This is a genomic window from Mesorhizobium sp. C120A (genome assembly GCF_030323105.1).
GTDB lineage: Bacteria > Pseudomonadota > Alphaproteobacteria > Rhizobiales > Rhizobiaceae > Mesorhizobium.
The window spans coordinates 3,352,927-3,371,573 of the sequence record NZ_CP100476.1 but is presented as its reverse complement, the minus strand read 5'-3'; the positions used below and the strand labels follow the sequence as shown (position 1 = coordinate 3,371,573).

The window sequence follows — 18,647 nt, the reverse complement described above, 5'->3', positions numbered from 1 at the left end:
ACTGCCTGCTACGCCCCTTGCCGGAAAGCTTCCGGCCCCAGGAATGACCCTAGGCAGAAATGGTTTACGAACGGTTCACCATGTTTATTAACTGGCTTGCGGGTGGCATGGGCAGCGCCTATCAACCGTCAGGCAGCGGAGGAGAAAAACGATGCCCGGGCTTTATCTCGAAGAGTTCGTCGTCGGACATGTCTTTCGGCACACGCTGCGCAAGACCGTCACCGAAAGCGATAACATGCTGTTCTCGGTGATGACGCTGAACCCGCAGCCGCTGCACATCGACTTCGACTTCGCCGCCAAGAGCGAATGGGGCAGACCGCTGGTCAATTCGCTGTTCACGCTCGGCCTGATGATCGGCATTTCCGTCAATGACATCACCGTCGGCACCACAATTGCCAATCTCGGCATGAAGGAGACGGTGTTTCCGCACCCGGTCTTCCACGGCGACACCATCCGTGTCGAAACGACGGTGCTCTCAGTCAGGGACTCGAAATCGAAGCCGGACCGCGGCATCGTCGAGTTCGAGCATCACGCCTACAATCAGAACGATGTGCTCGTTGCCAAATGCACGCGCCAGGCGATGATGATGAAAAAGGCGGCCTGATGCGCTCGCTGCTGTTTGTGCCCGGGGATTCCAAAAAGAAACTGGAGAAGGGTTTTGGCGCCGGCGCCGACGTGGTCATCGTCGACCTTGAGGATTCCGTGGCGCCACAAAACAAGCCGTCGGCACGCGACATCGCAGCACGCTTTATTGCCGGCAACAGGCAGCAGACAAGCTCCGCCATCTATATCAGAGTCAACGACCTATCGACCGGGTTGACCGACGATGATCTGGCCGCCCTGGTTCCGGTCAAACCCGACGGCATCATGCTGCCGAAGTCGAACAGCGGCCAGGATGTCCAGCAGCTATCCGTAAAGCTCCGCGTACATGAGGCCGAAAACGGATTGCCGGATGGCGCGATCAAGATCCTGCCGATCATTACCGAGACCGCTGCTGGGTTGCTGGCCGCCGCGACCTATGCCGGGGCAAGCGCCAGGCTTGCCGGCCTCACCTGGGGTGCCGAAGATCTGTCGGCGGCGATCGGCGCGCAGGCTGCGCGCGACGACAACGGCCGCTACACCGATGTCTTCCGCCTTGCCCGCACCATGACCATCCTTGCCGCCGGCGCAGCTGAAGTCGCGGCGATCGACACGGTTTTCCCCGCCTTTCGCGACATGGCCGCCTTCGAAGCCGAATGCACGGAGGCCGAGCGTGACGGCTTTACCGGCAAGATGGCGATCCATCCGGCGCAAGTGCCGGTCATCAACGCCGCCTTCACGCCATCGGCGGAGGCAGTGCAACGCTCGCAGGCCATCGTCGCGGCCTTCGAGGCGGCCGGAAATCCCGGCGTGGTCGGCATTGACGGCAAGATGTATGACCGGCCGCATCTCAGGCTCGCCGAACGGCTTCTGGCTCGCGCCAAGGCAGTCGGGGTTTAGTCCCGCGCCAGCACGATGACCCGGTCCTCAGGCAGGTAGGCCAGCGCTTGCGACTTCAACGGGTTGACGGTGACGCCGCCCAGAGCCCGCTCATCACTCTGCGCAGCGCGAACGCGCCTATGTCCGATGGCGATCTCGCCGCGCAGCCGCGCCGATTCCGCGATCGTCCAGAACGTCACCGGCTGATCGATGGCGACATAGTGGCCGACCGGACGCATGTAGATTTCGGAGCCCTCCTCGTCGAGCAGGTCATCGAAGATCGCGGCGAGATTCTGGTTCTCCGATGCCTGCGCCAGCATCAGGCTGACCAGCCGGTTGCTGACGACGAAGTCATCGGCCTTGGTCACCGCCGCCAACTCGCGGTTGCGCACGTCGATCATTTCGCTGACAATCGAGATATGCGTGCCGGCATCGTCTGCGATTTTGCGCAAATGCAGCAGCGTCACCAGCGTGCGCGTATCGGCGGGCTGCGCTGCCATGGTCTCGCTGTAGCCGAGGACGAGCACGTGGTCGTAGGAAGGCACGTCCAGGCTTGCCAGTGCTGTGCTGCTCGACGTGTCGGTGATCCGGCAGGAAACCGACAGATTGTCGCCGACGACCGGCAGCCCGGCAACTTCCTGTTCGAGGCCTGGCGTATCGGCGGCGATGGTCAGGATCGAACCAGGCGCGACATAGCGCGACAGTTCATAGGTTATGATCGGACCGCGCCGGTTCCAGCCAAGGATCAGCGTGCGCTCCGGCTTCGCCTCAATGGGCTGATGGCGAAGAATCGCCGCGGTATCGATCTTGGCCGCCGCGCTTCCCAGCTTGATGGCGGCATCGTCCTCGGCAATGATGATGGCGCGCATGTCCTTGCCGATCACCAGCTCCGACGGTGGGTTGAGATTGACGCGCCCGGTTTGGTCGCAGAGCCCGATCAGCGCGCAATGCTCATAAGCCATCACCGCCTCGCCGAAGGTCTTGCCGGTGAGGTCCGCCTGTCCTGTCGTGTAGATTTCGCAGCCGTCGAAATCGAGCAACTCCGAATAGACGCCGCTGAGACCCGACTGCCGGCTCGAATGCACGACGATGCGCGAGATCAGCTGGTCGGCCAGGACAAGCTGTACCTCGGCCCCGCCGACGACGCGGGCAACCTCGGCGTTCTTTCCGTCGCGGATCTCGGCGGCGATGTTATAGGGCGCCGTGCGCCGGTTCGGGTCGTTGGCCAGCGCCAGCACCGTCTTGATCACCTGCGAATCCGGGTCGTCGCCGTCCGGCGACAGCACGATGATCGAGCGCGAGGTCTGCGGGTTGACGATGGCCAGATCGTAGAGGTCGGTCGGGTCGCCGCTGCGGCAGACGATGCGTGTATTGCCCAGTCTGCCGACTTTGGCGGCGATCTCGTCCTCCATCGCCACCTTGTCCATATTGGCCATGACGACAATGCGCGGATGGCGGCGGCTGGCATTGGCAATGACGAGTTCGGAGATGACGTCGAAGATCGACGGCGACCAGTTGAGGATGATGGTGTGGTCGCTCTCCAGCACCCGCGAACGGCCCTTGCGCAATTCATCGAGCTTGCTGTCGACGCCGGCGCTGAGCACGCCGATGAGGGCCGACACGACGAAGATGCCGGCGAGCGTGACAAAGAGCATGACGAGACGAAAGGCCCAGCCGGTGTCGCCGCCCATCGTGCCGGAATCGAGCGTGCGCATCAGCGATTCCCAGAATGCTTCGAAGAAGTTCAGTGGTTCGCCGCCCTCCGGCGCGATGCGGGTCACCGCAAGAAAAGCCGCGGCGGCGATGATGATCAGCAGCGAAGCGACGGCGAGCCAGCCGATCAGCCCGGCCGCCATGCTCTTGTCAAACCCATAGCGCAGCCGGGTTCGCAGCGAGTCTCGTTTCTTCATGTCGCCGGCGACCCCCAAAAAATCCCCATGGTCGATGCGCCAACCCCCAACGCATCGCCGAAGCCGCTGTCTTAGCCTGTGTTTAAATAAAGGGGAATCGCTTTCGGGTGTCAGCCGTTCCACGGCCCCGCATAATCGGCATAGAGCTTTGCCGGATCGGGCCGCGGCCGTTCCGGCGCCGGTCCCTGATAGCAGCCGATATGGACGAAGCCGACAACACGTTCCTGTGGCGCCACTCCCAGCAGCGCCCTGCCCTCCGCCACGTCGGAATACCAGTTGCTGATCATGTTGGTGCCGTAGCCCAGCGCATTGGCTGCGATCATCAGGTTCATCGCCGCCATGCCGCCGGACAGGAACATTTCCCATTGCGGGATTTTTGGATTGTCCTTCGGGCTCGAGACCACGCCGATCACCAGCGGCGCACGCGAAAACCGAGCCAGTTCCTGGTTGCGGCGGTTTTCCGGCAGCGGTCCTTCGCGCTGTTCGGCGAGCGCCGCCAGCTTCCTGCCGATCTCGACGCGCGCCTCGCCGCGATAAAGGATGAAGCGCCACGGCTCCAGCCGGCCGTGATCGGGCACCCGGCTTGCAGCCGCGATCATGGTCGCGATATCGCCATCGCTGGGCGCCGGTTCCTTCAATTCAGGAATCGGTGCGGAGTTTCGGGTCAGCAGGAAGTCGATGATCGGCGACGCCATGGGGGCCAGGTCTCCTAAAGCACTCGATTTTGAGCTGAAGCGCGCCATTGCGGATCGGGGCGGCTCGGGCATTGGCGCGGGCGCGCCGACGAAAGAACCTGTTGCCAAGGCGGTCGGACTCTTAAGCCTTGAAATTGCCACCGCCTTGGGCTTCAACGCAAGGCATGTTTGAGGGGACATCGCGCCTTTTCCTGATTTGGCTCGCCGTAGCGCTGTTTGCGCCGGCCTCGATGGCCATGGCGCAGAATGCCGACGGCATCGGCAATCTGAAACTCCCCGATATTTCGAGCTATGCACCGCCCAAGGGCGAGACGCCGCTGGCACTCGGTGGCGGCGGTGCCATAACGCTGTCGGCGCAGTTGACCGACAAGGGCGCCGACATCACGCGCGGCATCGTCTGGCGCGTCTTCAAGCCCGAGGCCGCCGGCGACGGCAAGCTGCCGATGGTGGCTTCCGCGCATGGCGGCAGCGCCGTGTTCCAGCTCGAACCCGGCAGCTATCTGGTCCACGCCTCATACGGACGCGCCGGCGCCACCAAGCGCATCACCGTCGGCAAGGACGCCAGGCGCGAAAGCCTGGTGCTCGATGCCGGCGGCCTCAAGCTCGACGCGGTGCTGTCGGGCGGCGTGCGTATTCCGCCGAAAAAACTGCGCTTCTCCATTTATGAGGGCACCGCCGAGGCCAATGGCGACCGCGCTTTGATCATTCCCGATGTCGAGCCGAACAGCGTCGTCCGGCTCAACGCCGGTGTCTACCATGTCGTCTCCACCTATGGCGCGGTCAATGCCGTCATTCGCTCCGACATCCGCGTCGAGGCCGGCAAGCTGACCGAAGCCACCGTCGAGCATCGCGCGGCGGAGGAGACCATGAAGCTGGTGCGCGAGACCGGCGGCGAGGCCATCGCTGATACATCCTGGTCGCTGCTCAACGAATCCGGCGATCCGATCAAGGAGGCCGTCGGCGCCTTCGCCTCGATGGTCTTGGCCGAGGGCCAATACACCATCATCGCCAAGAACCGCGACCGCATCTACCAGAAGGATTTCACCGTCGTTGCCGGACAGAACCAGGAGATCGAGGTCCTGGCCACCGAAGCCTCGGCCATCGATCCCGAGGAAGGCGCCGACTGACCGGCGCGCCCATTGGCCTCGGTTTGGCTCTCAGTTGAAGTGGTAGTTCAGGGCTACGTCAGGCGGCCTTGCGCAGGCGGCGCTGCAGGAAGTGGACGCGGCTGCGCGGTGCGTCGGGCGCCAGATCGAAGACGCCGCGATGAAGGCGATCAAGCAAGGTCTTGCGGTCGCGCAGCGGCTCCAGCTCATCCCAGCGCAGTACGTTGCCGACGCGAACGTCGATCGCTTTGCCGGACAGCCGCGCGAATTCGCGGATGAGCATTGAAAGGCGCAACGTCAGCGACGCCTTGCCGACGAATTTCGCCAGCCTTCCTTCGCGCTCCCCCATGTTCATCGGGCCGCTGACCAGATGGAACAGCCGGCCGTTCTGCCCGGAAAAATGCATCGGCACCACCGACGCCTTGGCGTCCTGCACGAGGCGCGCCGGAAACATCTTCCACGGCAGGTCGCGCGCCCGGCCAAAGCCTCTCGGCGCGGTGGCGACGCCGCCGGCCGGAAATACCACTATGGTGACGCCCTCTTTCAACAGCCGCACTGCCTCGTGGCGCACCGCCATGTTGTTCTTCACCGCGTCCTTGGTCTCGGAAAAGTCGATCGGCAGCGAGTACGGTTCCATTTCGCGGACCTTCAGCAGATCCTTGTGGATCATGACGCGGAACGGACGCCCGAGCTGCTCGACCAGCGACAGCACTGCAATGCCGTCGCCAATGCCGAACGGGTGGTTGGCTACGATCACCAGCGGTGTGTCCGGCAGCTTTGCCGGCGGCCACTGATCGGTGCTGCGGACCTTGACGTCGATCAGCTGCAGCATGCGGCTGAACACCCGCTCGCCGGTCGGCGCCACCTGGCGGCGCCAGAAATCATAGAGCGCGGCATACCGGTCGCGCCCCGACAGACCTTCAATGGAATGGATGAACCAGCGCGTCAGCGCCGGCTGGCTCGCATTGGCGTAGGAGAGTTCGGGAAACGGCCTTTCCCGTATCTTCAGCTTGAGCATGGGGGCTCGTTACAAGGTTGGCGTGACAGGCATGTGAAAATGGCGGTGGATCGCTCCACCGCCATTTCTCCGAAATATTGATTGCTCAGGCCGCGCTGCGCCTGCGGTCGGGCGAAACAGCCTCGTCGGAAAGCAGCTTCAGCGCGTCGGCCAGCTTGAGCGATTCCTGATCGCGCGAGCCGAGCCGGCGGATGTTGACCGTCTCCTCTTCCGCCTCGCGCTTGCCGCATACGAGGATCACAGGAACCTTGGCCAGCGAATGCTCACGCACCTTGTAGTTGATCTTCTCGTTGCGCAGATCCGGTTCGGCCAAAAGTCCTGCCGCCTTCAACTGTGCGACGACCTTTCGCGCATAGTCGTCAGCATCCGAGGTGATCGTCGCCACAACCACCTGCAGCGGCGCGAACCACAGCGGGAAATGACCGGAATAATGCTCGATCAGGATGCCGAGAAAGCGTTCCATCGAACCGCAGATGGCGCGATGCACCATCACCGGCTGCTTCTTTTCCGAATCCGAACCGATGTAGAAGGCGCCAAAGCGTTCCGGCAGATTGAAGTCGACCTGCGTGGTGCCGCACTGCCATTCGCGGCCGATGGCGTCCTTCAGCACATATTCGAATTTCGGCCCGTAGAAAGCGCCCTCGCCCGGATTGATCGAGGTCTTGATGCGGTTTCCCGAGCGCGTCCTGATTGTATCCAGCACGTTGCCCATGATCGCCTCGGCATGATCCCAGGCCTCGTCGGTGCCGACGCGCTTATCCGGCCGCGTCGACAGCTTCACGCTGACATCGTCGAAGCCGAAATCGGCGTACGTCGACAGGATTAGATCGTTGATGCGCAGGCATTCCGCGGCCAGCTGCTCCTCGGTGCAGAAGATGTGCGCATCGTCCTGCGTGAAGCCGCGCACGCGCATCAGCCCGTGCAAGGCGCCGGACGGTTCGTAACGATGCACATTGCCGAATTCCGCAAGCTTTACGGGAAGATCGCGATAGGATTTCAACCCATGCTTGAATATCTGCACGTGGCCCGGACAATTCATCGGCTTTAGCGCGAACACGCGGTCGTCGTCGGTGTCGTCGCCGGCCACCGTCACCTTGAACATGGCATCGCGATACCAGCCCCAGTGGCCCGACGTCTCCCACAGGCTCTTGTCGAGAACCTGCGGTGCGTTGACCTCCTGGTAGCCTTGCTCGTCGAGGCGGCGGCGCATGTAGTTGACCAGATTCTGGAACATCTTCCAGCCCTTGGCGTGCCAGAAGACGACGCCCGGCCCCTCTTCCTGGAAATGGAACAGGTCCATCTCGCGGCCGAGCTTGCGGTGGTCGCGCTTCTCGGCCTCTTCCAGCATCGTCTGGTAGGCATCGAGTTCAGCCTGCTCGGCCCATGCCGTGCCGTAGATGCGGGTCAGCATCGGGTTGTTCGAATCGCCGCGCCAATAGGCGCCGGCCACCTTCATCAGCTTGAAGGCGTTGCCGATCTGGCCGGTCGAGGCCATGTGCGGGCCGCGGCAGAGGTCGAACCATTCGCCCTGGGAATAGATCTTGAGATCCTGGTCTTCGGGAATGGTGTCGATCAGCTCGAGCTTGTAGCGCTCGCCCTTCTCGGCAAAGACCTTTTTCGCCTTGTCGCGCGACCAGACTTCCTTGGTGAACGGCTTGTTGCGCGCAATGATCTCGCGCATCTTCTTTTCGATCACCGGGAAATCGTCAGGCGTGAACGGCTCGTTGCGGGCGAAGTCGTAATAGAATCCGTTCTCGATTACCGGCCCGATGGTCACTTGCGTTCCCGGCCACAGTTCCTGCACTGCCTCCGCCAGCACGTGTGCTGCATCATGACGGATGAGCTCCAGCGCGCGCGGATCGGTGCGGGTGATGATCTCGACCTTGCCGGACTTGCCAAGCGGGTCGGAAAGATCGCGAACGGTGCCGTCGATGGCATAGGCGACGGCTTTCTTGGCCAGCGACTTCGAGATCGATTCGGCGAGGCCTGCACCGGTCATCGCCGCGTCATAGTCGCGAACGGAGCCATCGGGAAATGTCAGGGAAACGGAATTCAGCATTTGTATCTCCTATCCAGTCCCGCAAACGAGCGCGGGTGGTCGTGGTGTGAAGCCGGAGGCATCCGGCAGCGGGCGGGTTTTAGAGGCCACGCGGCATCAGGTAAAGAGCCGTCGTTGGCGCAGCTGTCAGGAAATGGCGCGACAGATGTCGCAGGCCAGTCGCACAGGCTTGCGAATTTCCCCGACACGAGGTTGGAATCCCCGGCATGGAAGACGCAAAACCCAGCCGAACCGCCTTGGGCGTCGCGCGCATGCGGGCCCTCCACCAGTTCTCGCAGCAGGCGGCGCTGTTTCGCGACCCATATGCGAGTGCGATACTGGGCGATGCCGCACCGACGGTGCAGGAGCTCGAGCAGGAAGATGAGCGCAGCCGGCGCATGCGCCTGTTCGTGGCAGCGCGCGCTCGCCTCGCCGAGGACTGGCTGGCTGCGGCGGTGCGCCGGGGCGTCCAGCAAGTGGTGGTGCTCGGCGCCGGCCTCGACACTTTCTCGCTGCGCAATCCGTACCCTGATGTCGCGGTGTTCGAAGTCGATCACCCGGCGACACAGGCCTGGAAACGGAAATGCATCGCCGATGCTGGTCTTGCCGAACCGCGGGCCACCATGTTCGTGCCGGTCAACTTCGAACGCCAGCGCCCCGCGGATGAACTGGCATCGGCCGGTTTGCGGCAGACCGAGCCCAGTTTCTTCATCTGGCTGGGTGTCGTTCCGTATCTGAGCCAGGACGCAATCTTCAGCACCCTGTCCTGGATTGCCGGCATGCCCGGTTCGGAGGTCGTCTTCGACTACAGCGAGCCGGCCGAGAACCGCGATGCGGCTGGACAGGCTGCCCTCTCTTTCCATGCGGCGCGCGTCGCCGCTGCCGGAGAGCCCTGGATCAGCTTCTTCGTGCCCGCGGCACTGGCGCAATCGCTGCGCGAGCTCGGCTTCGATGAGATCGAAGATCTGGAAAGCAGCGACATCGCCGGCCGCTTCTCCAGACGCCAAAGGCGGAGACAAGGAATTCCGGCGGCCACATCCTTCGTGCCCGCCGGAGCACTTGAAGCTAAAGCAAGTTCACTTCACCAGTTGCGGCAACTCCCTCAGTAACGCCGCGCGTGTCGCCGGGCCTTTCGGCATGTCGATCGGCTTGGTGTCGACGACCAGCCGGGCGAAGACGATCGGGCGGCCGCCCTTTTCGGCCCAGCCGACGAACCAGCCCAGCGCGCGCTTGTCCTTGCTGTTTCCCAGCCTGGTGCTGCCGGTCTTGCCCCGCACCGTCCAGCCGCCGGCCTGGAAAGTCGGCAGGATGGCTCGGGTCATCTCATGCGCCTTGGCAGAAACCGGCATCTTGCCGGCGAGCAGCTGGCGCAGGAAGGCTGTCTGTTCGACCGGCGATATCTCAAGCGAGGAATTTATCCAGGATTGCGTGAGCCCGTTGTCCTTGTCGGCATCGCCCGAGACATCCATGTTGCCGTAGCCGAATTTCGAGACGTAGCCGGCAAAGCTTTTTGCGCCGAGCCGGCGCACGATCTCGCGCGAATACCATACGATCGAGTCGCGCTCCCAGATCGTCGGGTCGACGGCTTTGTGGTCGCGGCTCACGGCCCTGAATTCAGGCTTGTAGTCCCAGGTCGGCGTATGCGCATCGCTCAGGATACCGCTGTCGTAGCCGATCAGCGCCAGCGGCACCTTGAAGGTCGACGCCGGGCTGACGCGTTGGTCGCAGACGCCGCTTTGATAGAGCGTCTCGCCGCTCGCCGCGTCCTGGATAAGCGTGCAGGCGACATCGCCAAGCGGAGCCGATTGCGCCCGCATCGGAAATCCCAGAAACCAGGCCAGCAGGAAGAGGACCGCGGCAGTGATGAAGGGATGGGTTTCGATCCGACGCATGTGGGCTCTCCTGGGAATGAACAGGAGGCGCTTAGCCAAGTGTCTTGGCTCGATTTTGACTCAAATGCGCAGTCTTTGTGCAGCCCGTTGTTAACCTTACCGGATTGTAAAGAAATGCCGCGCTGGCGATCTGGATCAGGGACCAGCGCGCCCGCCGTCAGGCCTCGCCGCGCTTCCTGCCGATCTGCCAATAACGCCATGGCATGAACCAGACATAGCGCTGATCGAGTACCTCCGGCACGCGATCGATGCCATGCGAACCGAAAGGGCCGCAGCGCAGCACGCGGAACAGCCCCATGAAGCCGCCGGCCCACAGACCATGGCGGGCGATCGCCTCATGCGCGTATTCGGAACAGGTCGGCAGATGCCGGCAGGAATTGCCGACAAATCCGGACAGCGTCAGTTGATAGAGGCGCACCAGCGACGTGCCGAAAATGCGGCCGGGTGTTTTGCGCCACGGACCGGGCCAGTTGCGCCCGCGCCGGGTCCGTCCGGCGGCATGCACATGCCGATGCTGGTCGCCCACCGCAGTCTCTTTCCGAACGCGACCCGAAACCGGCTTCCGGGTCAGCTTGCGTTTCCAAACCGATAGATGTGAGCTTCGGCCGGCAAACGCAATCCTCTTCACTCACTCGCCTCTTTGTCGGCTTCAGGGTCGCGAGCGGCGAAAGGGATGCCGCTCCGCTGGAGCCGCCCAGCGGGTGGCCGGCCTTTGCTCGGTGCGCTGCACATGATGCTGCCTGTCGCCACGCCATTGAAACGTCGCGATCCGCATCACATCGCCAAAGATTTCCAGAAACTGGATCATGTCCGTGTCTCCTCTAAGAGCGGATTAGACGCCCGCTGGCCTTCGCCTTCAAACGAGTATAATTTCCGGTTCGGATAACTTCGGGTTATGCGAATTGAAGCGCGGACGGTTGCCCCTGACGGCGTTGCGAAGTTTCGAGGCAGCCGGTCGGCAATTGAGCTTTAGCCGGGCCGCCGAGGAGCTGTTCGTCTCGCAGGCCGCCATCAGTCGGCAGATCCGCGAACTCGAGCAGTTCCTGCGCCAGCCCTTGTTCCACCGCCATCACCGCCGCGTCGAGTTGACCGAGGCCGGCCAGCGCCTGCTCGATCAGTTGGTCAGGAGTTTCGATGACATCGACAGGCTGGTTTCGGACCTGGTGGCTGCCCCGGCGCAGTCGGTGGTCCGCGTCAGTGTCGAGCCGTCGCTGGCCTCGGTATGGCTGTTGCCGCGGCTCAACCGCTTCAGCCAGTTGCGGCCCGATATCGACGTTTCCCTCGAAGTCGACCCAAGGCCGATCGAGTTCCGCAGCGATCAGCCCGAACTCGCCTTGCGCTTCAGCGCGCGCGCCACCTCATGGCCGCGCAGCGAGGCCGAATGGCTAGCCTCGACCGTCGATTCACCGGTCCTGTCGCCCACCTTGCTGGCATCGGGCCCTGCCCTCGAAAAGCCGCTCGACCTTGCCCGCTACACGCTGTTGCACGAGGAGAATCGTCAAGGCTGGGCGCGCTGGTTCGAGGCAGCCGGCGTCGCCGCCGACGCCATTCCGGCGCGCGGCCCTATGCTGGCGGATGTGTCGCTGTCGAAGCAGGCCGCCCTGCTCGGCCACGGCGTGGCACTGGGCGACCTGTTGCAGATCGGCGAGGAGATTGCATCCGGCGCGCTGATCAAGCCGTTCGACATTGATGTCGCATCCGGCGCCTACTGGCTGGTCGCCAAGAGTTTGAAGGACTGCCGGAACCGGTCAAGGCGTTTGCCGACTGGGTGAGAAGCGAATTTGCCGAAAGCAGACGGGCGCAGACACTGCAGACCTAAGCCGGCGTAATCTTAGCGTCCGGCTTCTATTTCTGCTGCGGGGTGGATGACATGTCTCGGGCGTCGAAATTGACAGTGATCTCGCGCCAAGCCTGGTAGCTGTCGACATAAGCGGCAAGGCCAGTGAAGGGCGCACAACGGGCAATTGCCCGAGCTGCGCTTTGATTGAACATCTTGCCCTGTGGCTCTGTCGCGGGGTTGAGTACCTTTGGCGGTCCCGCCAGCGAACCATCCCGGTTCAGGCTGATTTGGACGCGCGTGATCGTGATCACTGATCCGTCGCCGACTGTGATATTCCAGCAGCCAGCCAGCTTGTCAAAGAGATAGGTGGCGGCCTTCTGCTGCGAAGCGCTTTCTTCTCCGGCAGCATAGCCACTCGTCACCAGCGAAACCGCAACGCCCAAAGCCACCATCAACCAATGCAAGCACTTCCTCCGTCATGGCCTGCGCGAAGTCTGCGCTATGTCACACCGCTTCTTCCGCGCGCTTCTTCTCGATCTGGCCTATGGCATCGACGACCGCATCGAAGGTCAGCATGGTCGAGGCATGACGCGCCTTGTAGTCGCGCACCGGCTCCAGATATTTCAAATCGGCAAAGCGGCCTTGCGGCGGCGCGCCGTTTTCCTTCAGCATCTTCAGCATGGTCTCGCGCACCGCGCGCAATTCGTCGGCGCTGGCGCCGATGACATGTTGAGCCATGATCGAGGACGAGGCCTGGCCGAGCGCGCAGGCCTTCACGTCATGGGCGAAATCGGTGACGACGCCATTGTTCATCTTGAGGTCAACGGTCACAGTCGAGCCGCACAGTTTGGAATGCGCCTTGGCGCTCGCATCCGGATGATCGAGGCGGCCGATGCGCGCGATATTTCCGGCAAAACCCAGAATTTTCGCATTGTAGACGTCGTCAATCATATTTTTCCAATCCGTCGCCGCCAAGCGAACAGCGATTGCCGCTGTAGCGTCTTTCATTCGCTGCGCACGACCATATATAATGCTGGCAGTCGGGTATCGACAAGGCAACGCAAAGCCATCGTCCTTGCCCATTTCGTTCACGCCGCTTGCGGGCTGGAAACAGGGCGAGTTTTCAGCACTCGAAAGGTTGTGGTCCGTTCAACTCGTTCCTCCTGAGAGAGGAACTACGGGAGACGCCTTTATGGATGCCGTCATCAAGAAAATAATGCCCCCTTCCGACTATCTGGACAAGCCGGTCACCGACAGGCCGAGCGAAGCCGAGGTCGAGGCCGCCGTGCGCACGCTGTTGCGCTGGACCGGCGACAATCCGGACCGCGAGGGCCTGATCGACACGCCCAAGCGCGTCACCAAGGCCTTTCTCGAAATGTTCAACGGCTATGACATGTGCCCGGCCGAAGAACTCGGCCGCACCTTCGAGGAAGTCGCCGGCTATGACGATCTCGTCATCGTCAGGGACATCCAGTTCCACTCGCATTGCGAGCACCACATGGTGCCGATCATCGGCAAGGCGCATGTCGGCTACCTCCCGGATGGCAAGGTCGTCGGCCTGTCCAAGATCGCGCGCGTCGTCGATATCTTCGCCCATCGCCTGCAGACTCAGGAGGCCATGACCGCACAGATCGCCGGCGTCATCCAGGACGTGCTCAATCCGCGCGGTGTCGCCGTCATGATCGAGGCCGAGCATATGTGCATGGCCATGCGCGGCATCCGCAAGCAGGGCTCCACCACGCTGACCTCGACCTTCACCGGCGTGTTCAAGGACACGCCCGAGGAACAGGTCCGTTTCGTCACCATGGTGCGCGGCCTCGGGGCGTAAGCCCCTCGCCGGCATCGCTAGATCAAGGACCGGCGATGTCGGCACTAACATTTCCCAAGGCTCCATCAGACAAGAAGGCTCTCGAAGAAGGCGCGGTGTTTTCCCCGCGCTTCGATGCTGCCGGGCTGGTCACCGTCGTCGTCACCGACGCCGCTGACGGTATGCTGCTGATGGTCGCGCATATGAATGCCGAGGCGCTGGCGCTGACGCTCGAAACCGGCATCGCGCACTACTGGTCGCGCTCGCGCAGCACGCTGTGGAAGAAGGGCGAAACATCAGGCAATTTTCAGACCGTCGTCGAGATGCTCACGGATTGTGACCAGGACGCCATATGGTTGCGCGTCAAAGTGTTGGGCCACGACGCAACTTGTCACACCGGCCGGCGTTCATGTTTTTATCGGACGGTGGGGCTAATCGGCGGCAAGGCAACGCTTGCCGGCGATGGCAGCACGCCGCTGTTCGATGCGGAAAAAACGTATCGGAAGCCCGCGTGAACCATTCAACAGTCGCAAACCACTCATATTCACTATTCTCAAACGTCCTTCCTGTAGAACGGACGCGGGACAAGGGAGATCATGATGCTCGAGTGGGCGTCATTGCGTAGCAGACCGGACGTGCGGGAGGCCAATGGCCCCTCATCGTCCGGCGGGGTGCCTGACCCGCAACCCGCGGGCAAGACAGGCATTTCGCTCGCGCTGGGCGGCGGCTGCGCACGCGGCTGGGCGCACATTGGCGTGCTGCGCGCGCTCGACGAAGCCGGCATCGAAGTCTCAATGATCGCCGGCACCTCGATCGGCGCGCTGGTTGGCGGCTGCTATCTCGCCGGCAAGCTGGACGAACTCGAGGAGTTCGCCCGCAGCCTGACCAAGCGGCGCATCTTCGGCCTGCTCGATCTCAATCTGCGCGGCAGCGGCCTGTTCGGCGGCATGAAACTGGACGTCAGGCTGCGCGAGCACATGGCAGGCATCCGCTTCGAGGATCTGACGAAACCCTTCGTCGCCGTTGGCGCCGAAATTCGCACCGGCCATGAGATCTGGCTGTCCAGCGGTTCGCTGATCACCGCGATGCGGGCTTCCTATGCGCTGCCCGGCGTGTTCGAACCGGTGAATTGCAACGGCCGCATTCTGGTCGACGGCGCGCTGGTCAACCCGGTTCCGGTTTCGGTCTGCCGCGCCTACGAGCAGCCGCTGGTCGTCGCGGTCAACCTTCACTACGATCTGTTCGGCCGCGCCGCCGTCATCAAGCACAGCGCCGGCGAACTGCTCATCGAGAAGGACGCGCCCCGGCCAGGCCAGGCCAGCCCCGACCACCAGCCGCACCAGAGCCGTCTCGGCATCACCGGCGTCATGGTCGAAGCTTTCAACATCATCCAGGACCGGATTTCACGCGCAAGGCTGGCGGGCGATCCGCCCGACATGTCGCTGCAACCGAAACTCAGCCATATCGGCTTGACCGAATTCCACCGCGCGGATGAGGCGATCAGCGTCGGTTACCAGGCGACGATGGCGCAGATCAGCGAGTTGAAGCGGCTGCAGACGGTTCTCGCTTAAACCAATTCGGCAATGTCAGGCTTTGGCTGCATCGGTGATGCGGAACTGCACCGTGCGGTTGCCGTTCCAATAATTCCCCGACAGCGAGCCGGCTACATGGATCGTGTTGCCCCTGTTCTTGAACAGGAATTCGCCCAGCGCGGTATCGACGGATCGAAAGGCGATGCCCTGGATGCGGCCGCCGCTTTCCGACTGCAGATCGGCCCGGATGTGGTTGGTGCCGACGGCCCGCGCGTCGGCCAGCCGATGGCGCGGCAGCGCGAACACCGGCGCGACATGGCCGGCGCCGAAAGGCCCGGCCTTTTCCAGTGCATCGAGCAAAGCAATCGTCGCGCCCTCGGCGGCGAGCGCGCCGTCGACGGCCAGACTTTCTTCGTCCTGCAGCCGGAACACTTCGGCCGCCGCGCGCTCCTCGAAGAAAGCACGGAGTTCGCCGAGCTTGGCGCGTTCCACCGTGATGCCGGCGGCCATGCCGTGGCCGCCGCCCTTGACGATCAGCCCGGCATCGGCGGCTGCGCGCACCAGCCGTCCGAGATCGAAGCCCGACACCGAACGGCCGGATCCGGTGCCGATGCCATTGGCGTTGAAGGCGATGGCGAAGGCCGGCCGCCGCGCATGGTCCTTCAGCCGCGAGGCGATCAAGCCGACAATGCCGGGATGCCAATTGGTGCTGGCGGTGACGATGATGGCCGGCCCGTTGCCGCCGGCAAGTTCGGCGTCAGCCTCGGCGCGCGCCGCTGCCAGCATCTCCAGCTCCATCTGCTGGCGTTCCTGGTTGAGCCGGTCGAGTGTCTCGGCAATGGTCCTGGCCTCAACCGGATCGTCGGTGGCGAGCAGCCGGCTGCCAAGTGCTGCATCGCCGATGCGGCCGCCGGCATTGATGCGCGGCCCAATCAGATAGGCGAGATGAAAGGTGCTTATCGGCTCACCAATGCGGGACACCCGCGCCAGTGTGGCGAGCCCCTCATTCTTCTGCTGCCGCGCCATCTGTAGTCCCTTGACGACGAAAGCGCGGTTCACGCCGATGAGCGGCACCACATCGCAAACCGTGGCCAGCGCCGCCAAGTCGAGCAACGACAACAGGTCCGGTGGCGCTGCGTCGGGCAATCGGCTGCGCAGGACCCTCGCCGTCTGCACCAGAGTGAGGAAGACGACACCGGCGGCGCACAGATGGCCTTGCCCGGAAAGGTCGTCCTCGCGATTGGGATTGACGACCGCGGTCGCCTCCGGCAGCGGGCCGCCGACCTGATGGTGGTCGAGCACCACCACATCGGCGCCTGCGGCCTTGGCGGCATCAATGGAGACAGCGCTGTTGGTGCCGCAATCGACGGTGACGATCAGCGTCGCGCCGCGCGAGACCAGTTCGCGCATAGCCTCCGGATTGGGGCCGTAGCCCTCGAAGATGCGGTCGGGAATGTAGATCTCCGAAGGCACCAAGAAATGCGTCAGGAAGCGTTTGAGCAACGCCGAAGAGGCGGCGCCGTCGACATCGTAGTCGCCGAAGACTGCCACCTTCTCCTTGGCCATGACCGCTTCGGCGATGCGGGTCGCAGCCTTGCCCATGTCGGTCAGCGAAGCCGGATCCGGCAACAGATTGCGGATCGTCGGATCGAGGAAGCGCTCGGCCTGGTCCGCGGTCACGCCGCGCCCGGCGAGCACGCGCGCCACAATGTCGGGCACGCCGTGGCCCTGCGCTATGGCGAGCGCAGTCATGTCCTGCCGCTCGCTCAACCGGTGTTCCCAGGAAACACCGGTCGCCGACTGCCTGACATCGAGGAAGAAGCGTTTGTCGCCCGTCATAGGAGGCGTAATCTATAGATTGTCATTTCCGGCAATATGCGACGGCTAAACAGGAAAGTCTCAAAACTTTTCCACATCCTGGTGACGCCTTGATCTCGCGACTCACGCCTCCGCCAGAGCCCGATGATGATTGGTGGGTTCGACCTGAAATCTCAATCCGGCTCCAAATCAAAGAGATAGAGCATTATGGCGTCTGAAACCACTTTTCAGCAGCAGCATCAATCGGTTAAAGGAGAAAAATGACTTGGCCTAGCCCGCACGCTCGATGCGGATAACCTGCGGCTTGTCTGTGAGGTGGCCGTCCTTGGTGATGCCGTCGACAGCCTTGCGCACCGCTGCTTCCGTCGTCTCGTGGGTGACCAGGATCACCGTCTTTTGCGCGTCGGTCTCACCGCTGACGGCATGCTGGACGATCGATTCCAGCGAAATGTCGTTGTCGGCCATGCGCTTGGCGATCGCGGCAAAGACGCCGATGCGATCATGCACGGTCAGTCGGATGAAATAGCCGCCGGCATGGCTGCGCATCTGCGCCTTCTTGTAGGGCCGCAGTTCCTTGGCCGGCAGGCCGAACACCGGACCGTGCTGGAAGCCCGGCCGGCTCTTGGCAATGTCGGCGATATCGCCGACCACGGCGGACGCGGTGGCGTTGCCGCCGGCGCCGGGGCCGGAGAGCAGCAGCTCGCCCAGAATGTCGGTGTCGATGGCCACCGCATTGGTCACGCCATGCACCTGTGCGATCACCGACGCGGTCGGCACCATGGTCGGGTGCACACGCTGTTCGATGCCGCTGTCGGTGCGCTGCGCGACGCCGAGCAATTTTATCCGGTAGCCAAGGTCGCCCGCGGCGCGGATATCGGCCTGGCTGATATTGGAAATGCCTTCCATGTAGATGTCGTTGGCGGCGATCCTGGTGCCGAAGGCCAGGCTGGTCAGGATCGACAATTTATGCGCCGTGTCATGGCCCTCGATATCGAAAGTCGGATCGGCTTCGGCGTAGCCCAGCCGTTGCGCGTCCTTCAGGCACTCGTCGAAGGAGATGCCCTCGGCCTCCATGCGGGTCAGGATGTAGTTGCAGGTGCCGTTGAGGATACCGAAAACGCGGGTGACCGAATTGCCGGCCATCGCCTCGCGCATCGTCTTGATGACCGGGATGCCGCCGGCAACTGCCGCCTCGTAGTTGAGCAGCACGCCCCTCTTCTCGGCGATTTCGGCAAGCGCCACGCCGTGCTTGGCCAACAGCGCCTTGTTGGCGGTGACGACATGACGTCCGGCTTCAAGTGCTGCCTTGACCGACGCGCGCGCTGCCCCTTCGTCGCCGCCGATCAGTTCGACGAAGACGTCGATATCGGCGGCCTGCGCCATCTTGATCGGATCGTCGAACCATTTGGCGGCGCTGAGGTCGACGCCACGGTCGCGCTTGGGATCGCGCGCGGAAACGGTCGTGACGATGACATCGCGTCCGCACTGGCGCGTCAGCTCCGCTGCCTTGTCGCGCAGCACGCGCGCCACCGAGGCGCCGACCGTACCCAGACCCGCAATTCCAACACGCAACGCTTCAGCCATGCCCGGCGA

General features: G+C 63.1%; 19 protein-coding genes and 1 pseudogene. 9 read left to right on the top strand and 11 right to left on the bottom strand.

Annotated elements, in window-relative coordinates; genetic code table 11:
- Window positions 1–91: 91 nt before the first annotated feature.
- Window positions 92–604 (top strand): MaoC family dehydratase, encoded by a 513-nt coding sequence (locus NL532_RS16190; protein ID WP_444848965.1) that lies wholly within the window; start codon window positions 92–94, stop codon window positions 602–604.
- Window positions 604–1,479: an HpcH/HpaI aldolase/citrate lyase family protein gene (locus NL532_RS16185; RefSeq protein WP_023710650.1), complete on the top strand. Its 876-nt coding sequence runs from the start codon at window positions 604–606 to the stop codon at window positions 1,477–1,479. The genes NL532_RS16190 and NL532_RS16185 overlap by 1 nt, the downstream gene beginning before the upstream one ends.
- Here the strand turns inward: NL532_RS16185 and NL532_RS16180 are convergent.
- The gene (locus NL532_RS16180) at window positions 1,476–3,368 is read right to left on the bottom strand and encodes a CASTOR/POLLUX-related putative ion channel (RefSeq protein WP_023828680.1); all 1,893 of its coding nucleotides are present in this window, start codon (window positions 3,366–3,368) and stop codon (window positions 1,476–1,478) included. The genes NL532_RS16185 and NL532_RS16180 overlap by 4 nt on opposite strands.
- A gap of 110 nt (window positions 3,369–3,478) precedes the next feature.
- On the bottom strand, window positions 3,479–4,063 hold the full coding sequence (locus NL532_RS16175; RefSeq protein WP_023723386.1) for a nitroreductase family protein: 585 nt from the start codon (window positions 4,061–4,063) through the stop codon (window positions 3,479–3,481).
- On the opposite strand from NL532_RS16175, the gene NL532_RS16170 reads away from it, so the two are divergent.
- Together NL532_RS16170 and NL532_RS16165 are read left to right on the top strand one after the other, a co-directional pair.
- Window positions 4,047–4,235 (top strand): hypothetical protein, encoded by a 189-nt coding sequence (locus tag NL532_RS16170; RefSeq protein WP_155923774.1) that lies wholly within the window; start codon window positions 4,047–4,049, stop codon window positions 4,233–4,235. The two genes, NL532_RS16175 and NL532_RS16170, sit on opposite strands and share 17 nt — an antisense overlap.
- On the top strand, window positions 4,228–5,190 hold the full coding sequence (locus tag NL532_RS16165; RefSeq protein ID WP_023695450.1) for an RgsD C-terminal domain-containing protein: 963 nt from the start codon (window positions 4,228–4,230) through the stop codon (window positions 5,188–5,190). The genes NL532_RS16170 and NL532_RS16165 overlap by 8 nt, the downstream gene beginning before the upstream one ends.
- Window positions 5,191–5,248: 58 nt before the next feature.
- Here the strand turns inward: NL532_RS16165 and NL532_RS16160 are convergent, their stop codons facing one another.
- Window positions 5,249–6,187 (bottom strand): lysophospholipid acyltransferase family protein, encoded by a 939-nt coding sequence (locus NL532_RS16160; RefSeq protein ID WP_023688280.1) that lies wholly within the window; start codon window positions 6,185–6,187, stop codon window positions 5,249–5,251.
- An 85-nt stretch (window positions 6,188–6,272) separates the two neighbouring features.
- Window positions 6,273–8,246, bottom strand: a complete 1,974-nt coding sequence (gene thrS, locus NL532_RS16155; RefSeq protein WP_023688279.1) for a threonine--tRNA ligase — start codon at window positions 8,244–8,246, stop codon at window positions 6,273–6,275.
- A gap of 236 nt (window positions 8,247–8,482) precedes the next feature.
- Here thrS and NL532_RS16150 point away from each other — a divergent pair, with 236 nt between their 5' ends.
- The gene (locus tag NL532_RS16150) at window positions 8,483–9,334 is read left to right on the top strand and encodes an SAM-dependent methyltransferase (protein ID WP_245270214.1); all 852 of its coding nucleotides are present in this window, start codon (window positions 8,483–8,485) and stop codon (window positions 9,332–9,334) included.
- Here NL532_RS16150 and blaOXA read toward each other — a convergent pair.
- From blaOXA to NL532_RS16135, 3 genes are all read right to left on the bottom strand, one after another.
- Window positions 9,302–10,117 carry a class D beta-lactamase gene (gene blaOXA, locus NL532_RS16145; RefSeq protein WP_023828681.1) on the bottom strand — a complete coding sequence of 272 codons (816 nt, stop codon included), beginning with the start codon at window positions 10,115–10,117 and terminating at the stop codon, window positions 9,302–9,304. The genes NL532_RS16150 and blaOXA overlap by 33 nt on opposite strands.
- Window positions 10,118–10,274: 157 nt before the next feature.
- Window positions 10,275–10,643 carry a membrane protein insertion efficiency factor YidD gene (gene yidD / locus NL532_RS16140; RefSeq protein WP_023667617.1) on the bottom strand — a complete coding sequence of 123 codons (369 nt, stop codon included), beginning with the start codon at window positions 10,641–10,643 and terminating at the stop codon, window positions 10,275–10,277.
- 123 nt (window positions 10,644–10,766) lie between these two features.
- Complete coding sequence (locus NL532_RS16135; RefSeq protein WP_023667618.1) at window positions 10,767–10,925, bottom strand: hypothetical protein; 159 nt, start codon at window positions 10,923–10,925, stop codon at window positions 10,767–10,769.
- A gap of 94 nt (window positions 10,926–11,019) precedes the next feature.
- On the opposite strand from NL532_RS16135, the pseudogene NL532_RS16130 reads away from it, so the two are divergent.
- A pseudogene (locus tag NL532_RS16130) lies at window positions 11,020–11,936 on the top strand (LysR substrate-binding domain-containing protein).
- A gap of 26 nt (window positions 11,937–11,962) precedes the next feature.
- Here NL532_RS16130 and tolA read toward each other — a convergent pair.
- Window positions 11,963–12,361, bottom strand: coding sequence for a cell envelope integrity protein TolA (tolA, locus tag NL532_RS16125; protein WP_155923776.1), 399 nt, complete (start codon window positions 12,359–12,361; stop codon window positions 11,963–11,965).
- Window positions 12,362–12,401: 40 nt separating this feature from the next.
- Window positions 12,402–12,848, bottom strand: a complete 447-nt coding sequence (locus NL532_RS16120) for an iron-sulfur cluster assembly scaffold protein (protein ID WP_023688274.1) — start codon at window positions 12,846–12,848, stop codon at window positions 12,402–12,404.
- A gap of 241 nt (window positions 12,849–13,089) precedes the next feature.
- Here NL532_RS16120 and folE point away from each other — a divergent pair, with 241 nt between their 5' ends.
- The 3 genes from folE (at window position 13,090) to NL532_RS16105 (ending at window position 15,275) form a co-directional block, all read left to right on the top strand.
- Window positions 13,090–13,725 (top strand): GTP cyclohydrolase I FolE, encoded by a 636-nt coding sequence (gene folE / locus NL532_RS16115; RefSeq protein ID WP_023667622.1) that lies wholly within the window; start codon window positions 13,090–13,092, stop codon window positions 13,723–13,725.
- 35 nt (window positions 13,726–13,760) lie between these two features.
- Complete coding sequence (gene hisI / locus NL532_RS16110) at window positions 13,761–14,219, top strand: phosphoribosyl-AMP cyclohydrolase (protein ID WP_023688273.1); 459 nt, start codon at window positions 13,761–13,763, stop codon at window positions 14,217–14,219.
- Between the two features lie 84 nt (window positions 14,220–14,303).
- Complete coding sequence (locus NL532_RS16105; protein ID WP_023667624.1) at window positions 14,304–15,275, top strand: patatin family protein; 972 nt, start codon at window positions 14,304–14,306, stop codon at window positions 15,273–15,275.
- A 15-nt stretch (window positions 15,276–15,290) separates the two neighbouring features.
- Here NL532_RS16105 and recJ read toward each other — a convergent pair whose 3' ends face one another.
- Window positions 15,291–17,075, bottom strand: coding sequence for a single-stranded-DNA-specific exonuclease RecJ (gene recJ, locus NL532_RS16100; protein ID WP_023828682.1), 1,785 nt, complete (start codon window positions 17,073–17,075; stop codon window positions 15,291–15,293).
- A gap of 249 nt (window positions 17,076–17,324) precedes the next feature.
- Entirely contained in the window at window positions 17,325–18,638 is a 1,314-nt protein-coding gene (locus tag NL532_RS16095) for a homoserine dehydrogenase (RefSeq protein WP_286487375.1), read from the bottom strand.
- Between the last annotated feature and the right edge of the window lie 9 nt (window positions 18,639–18,647).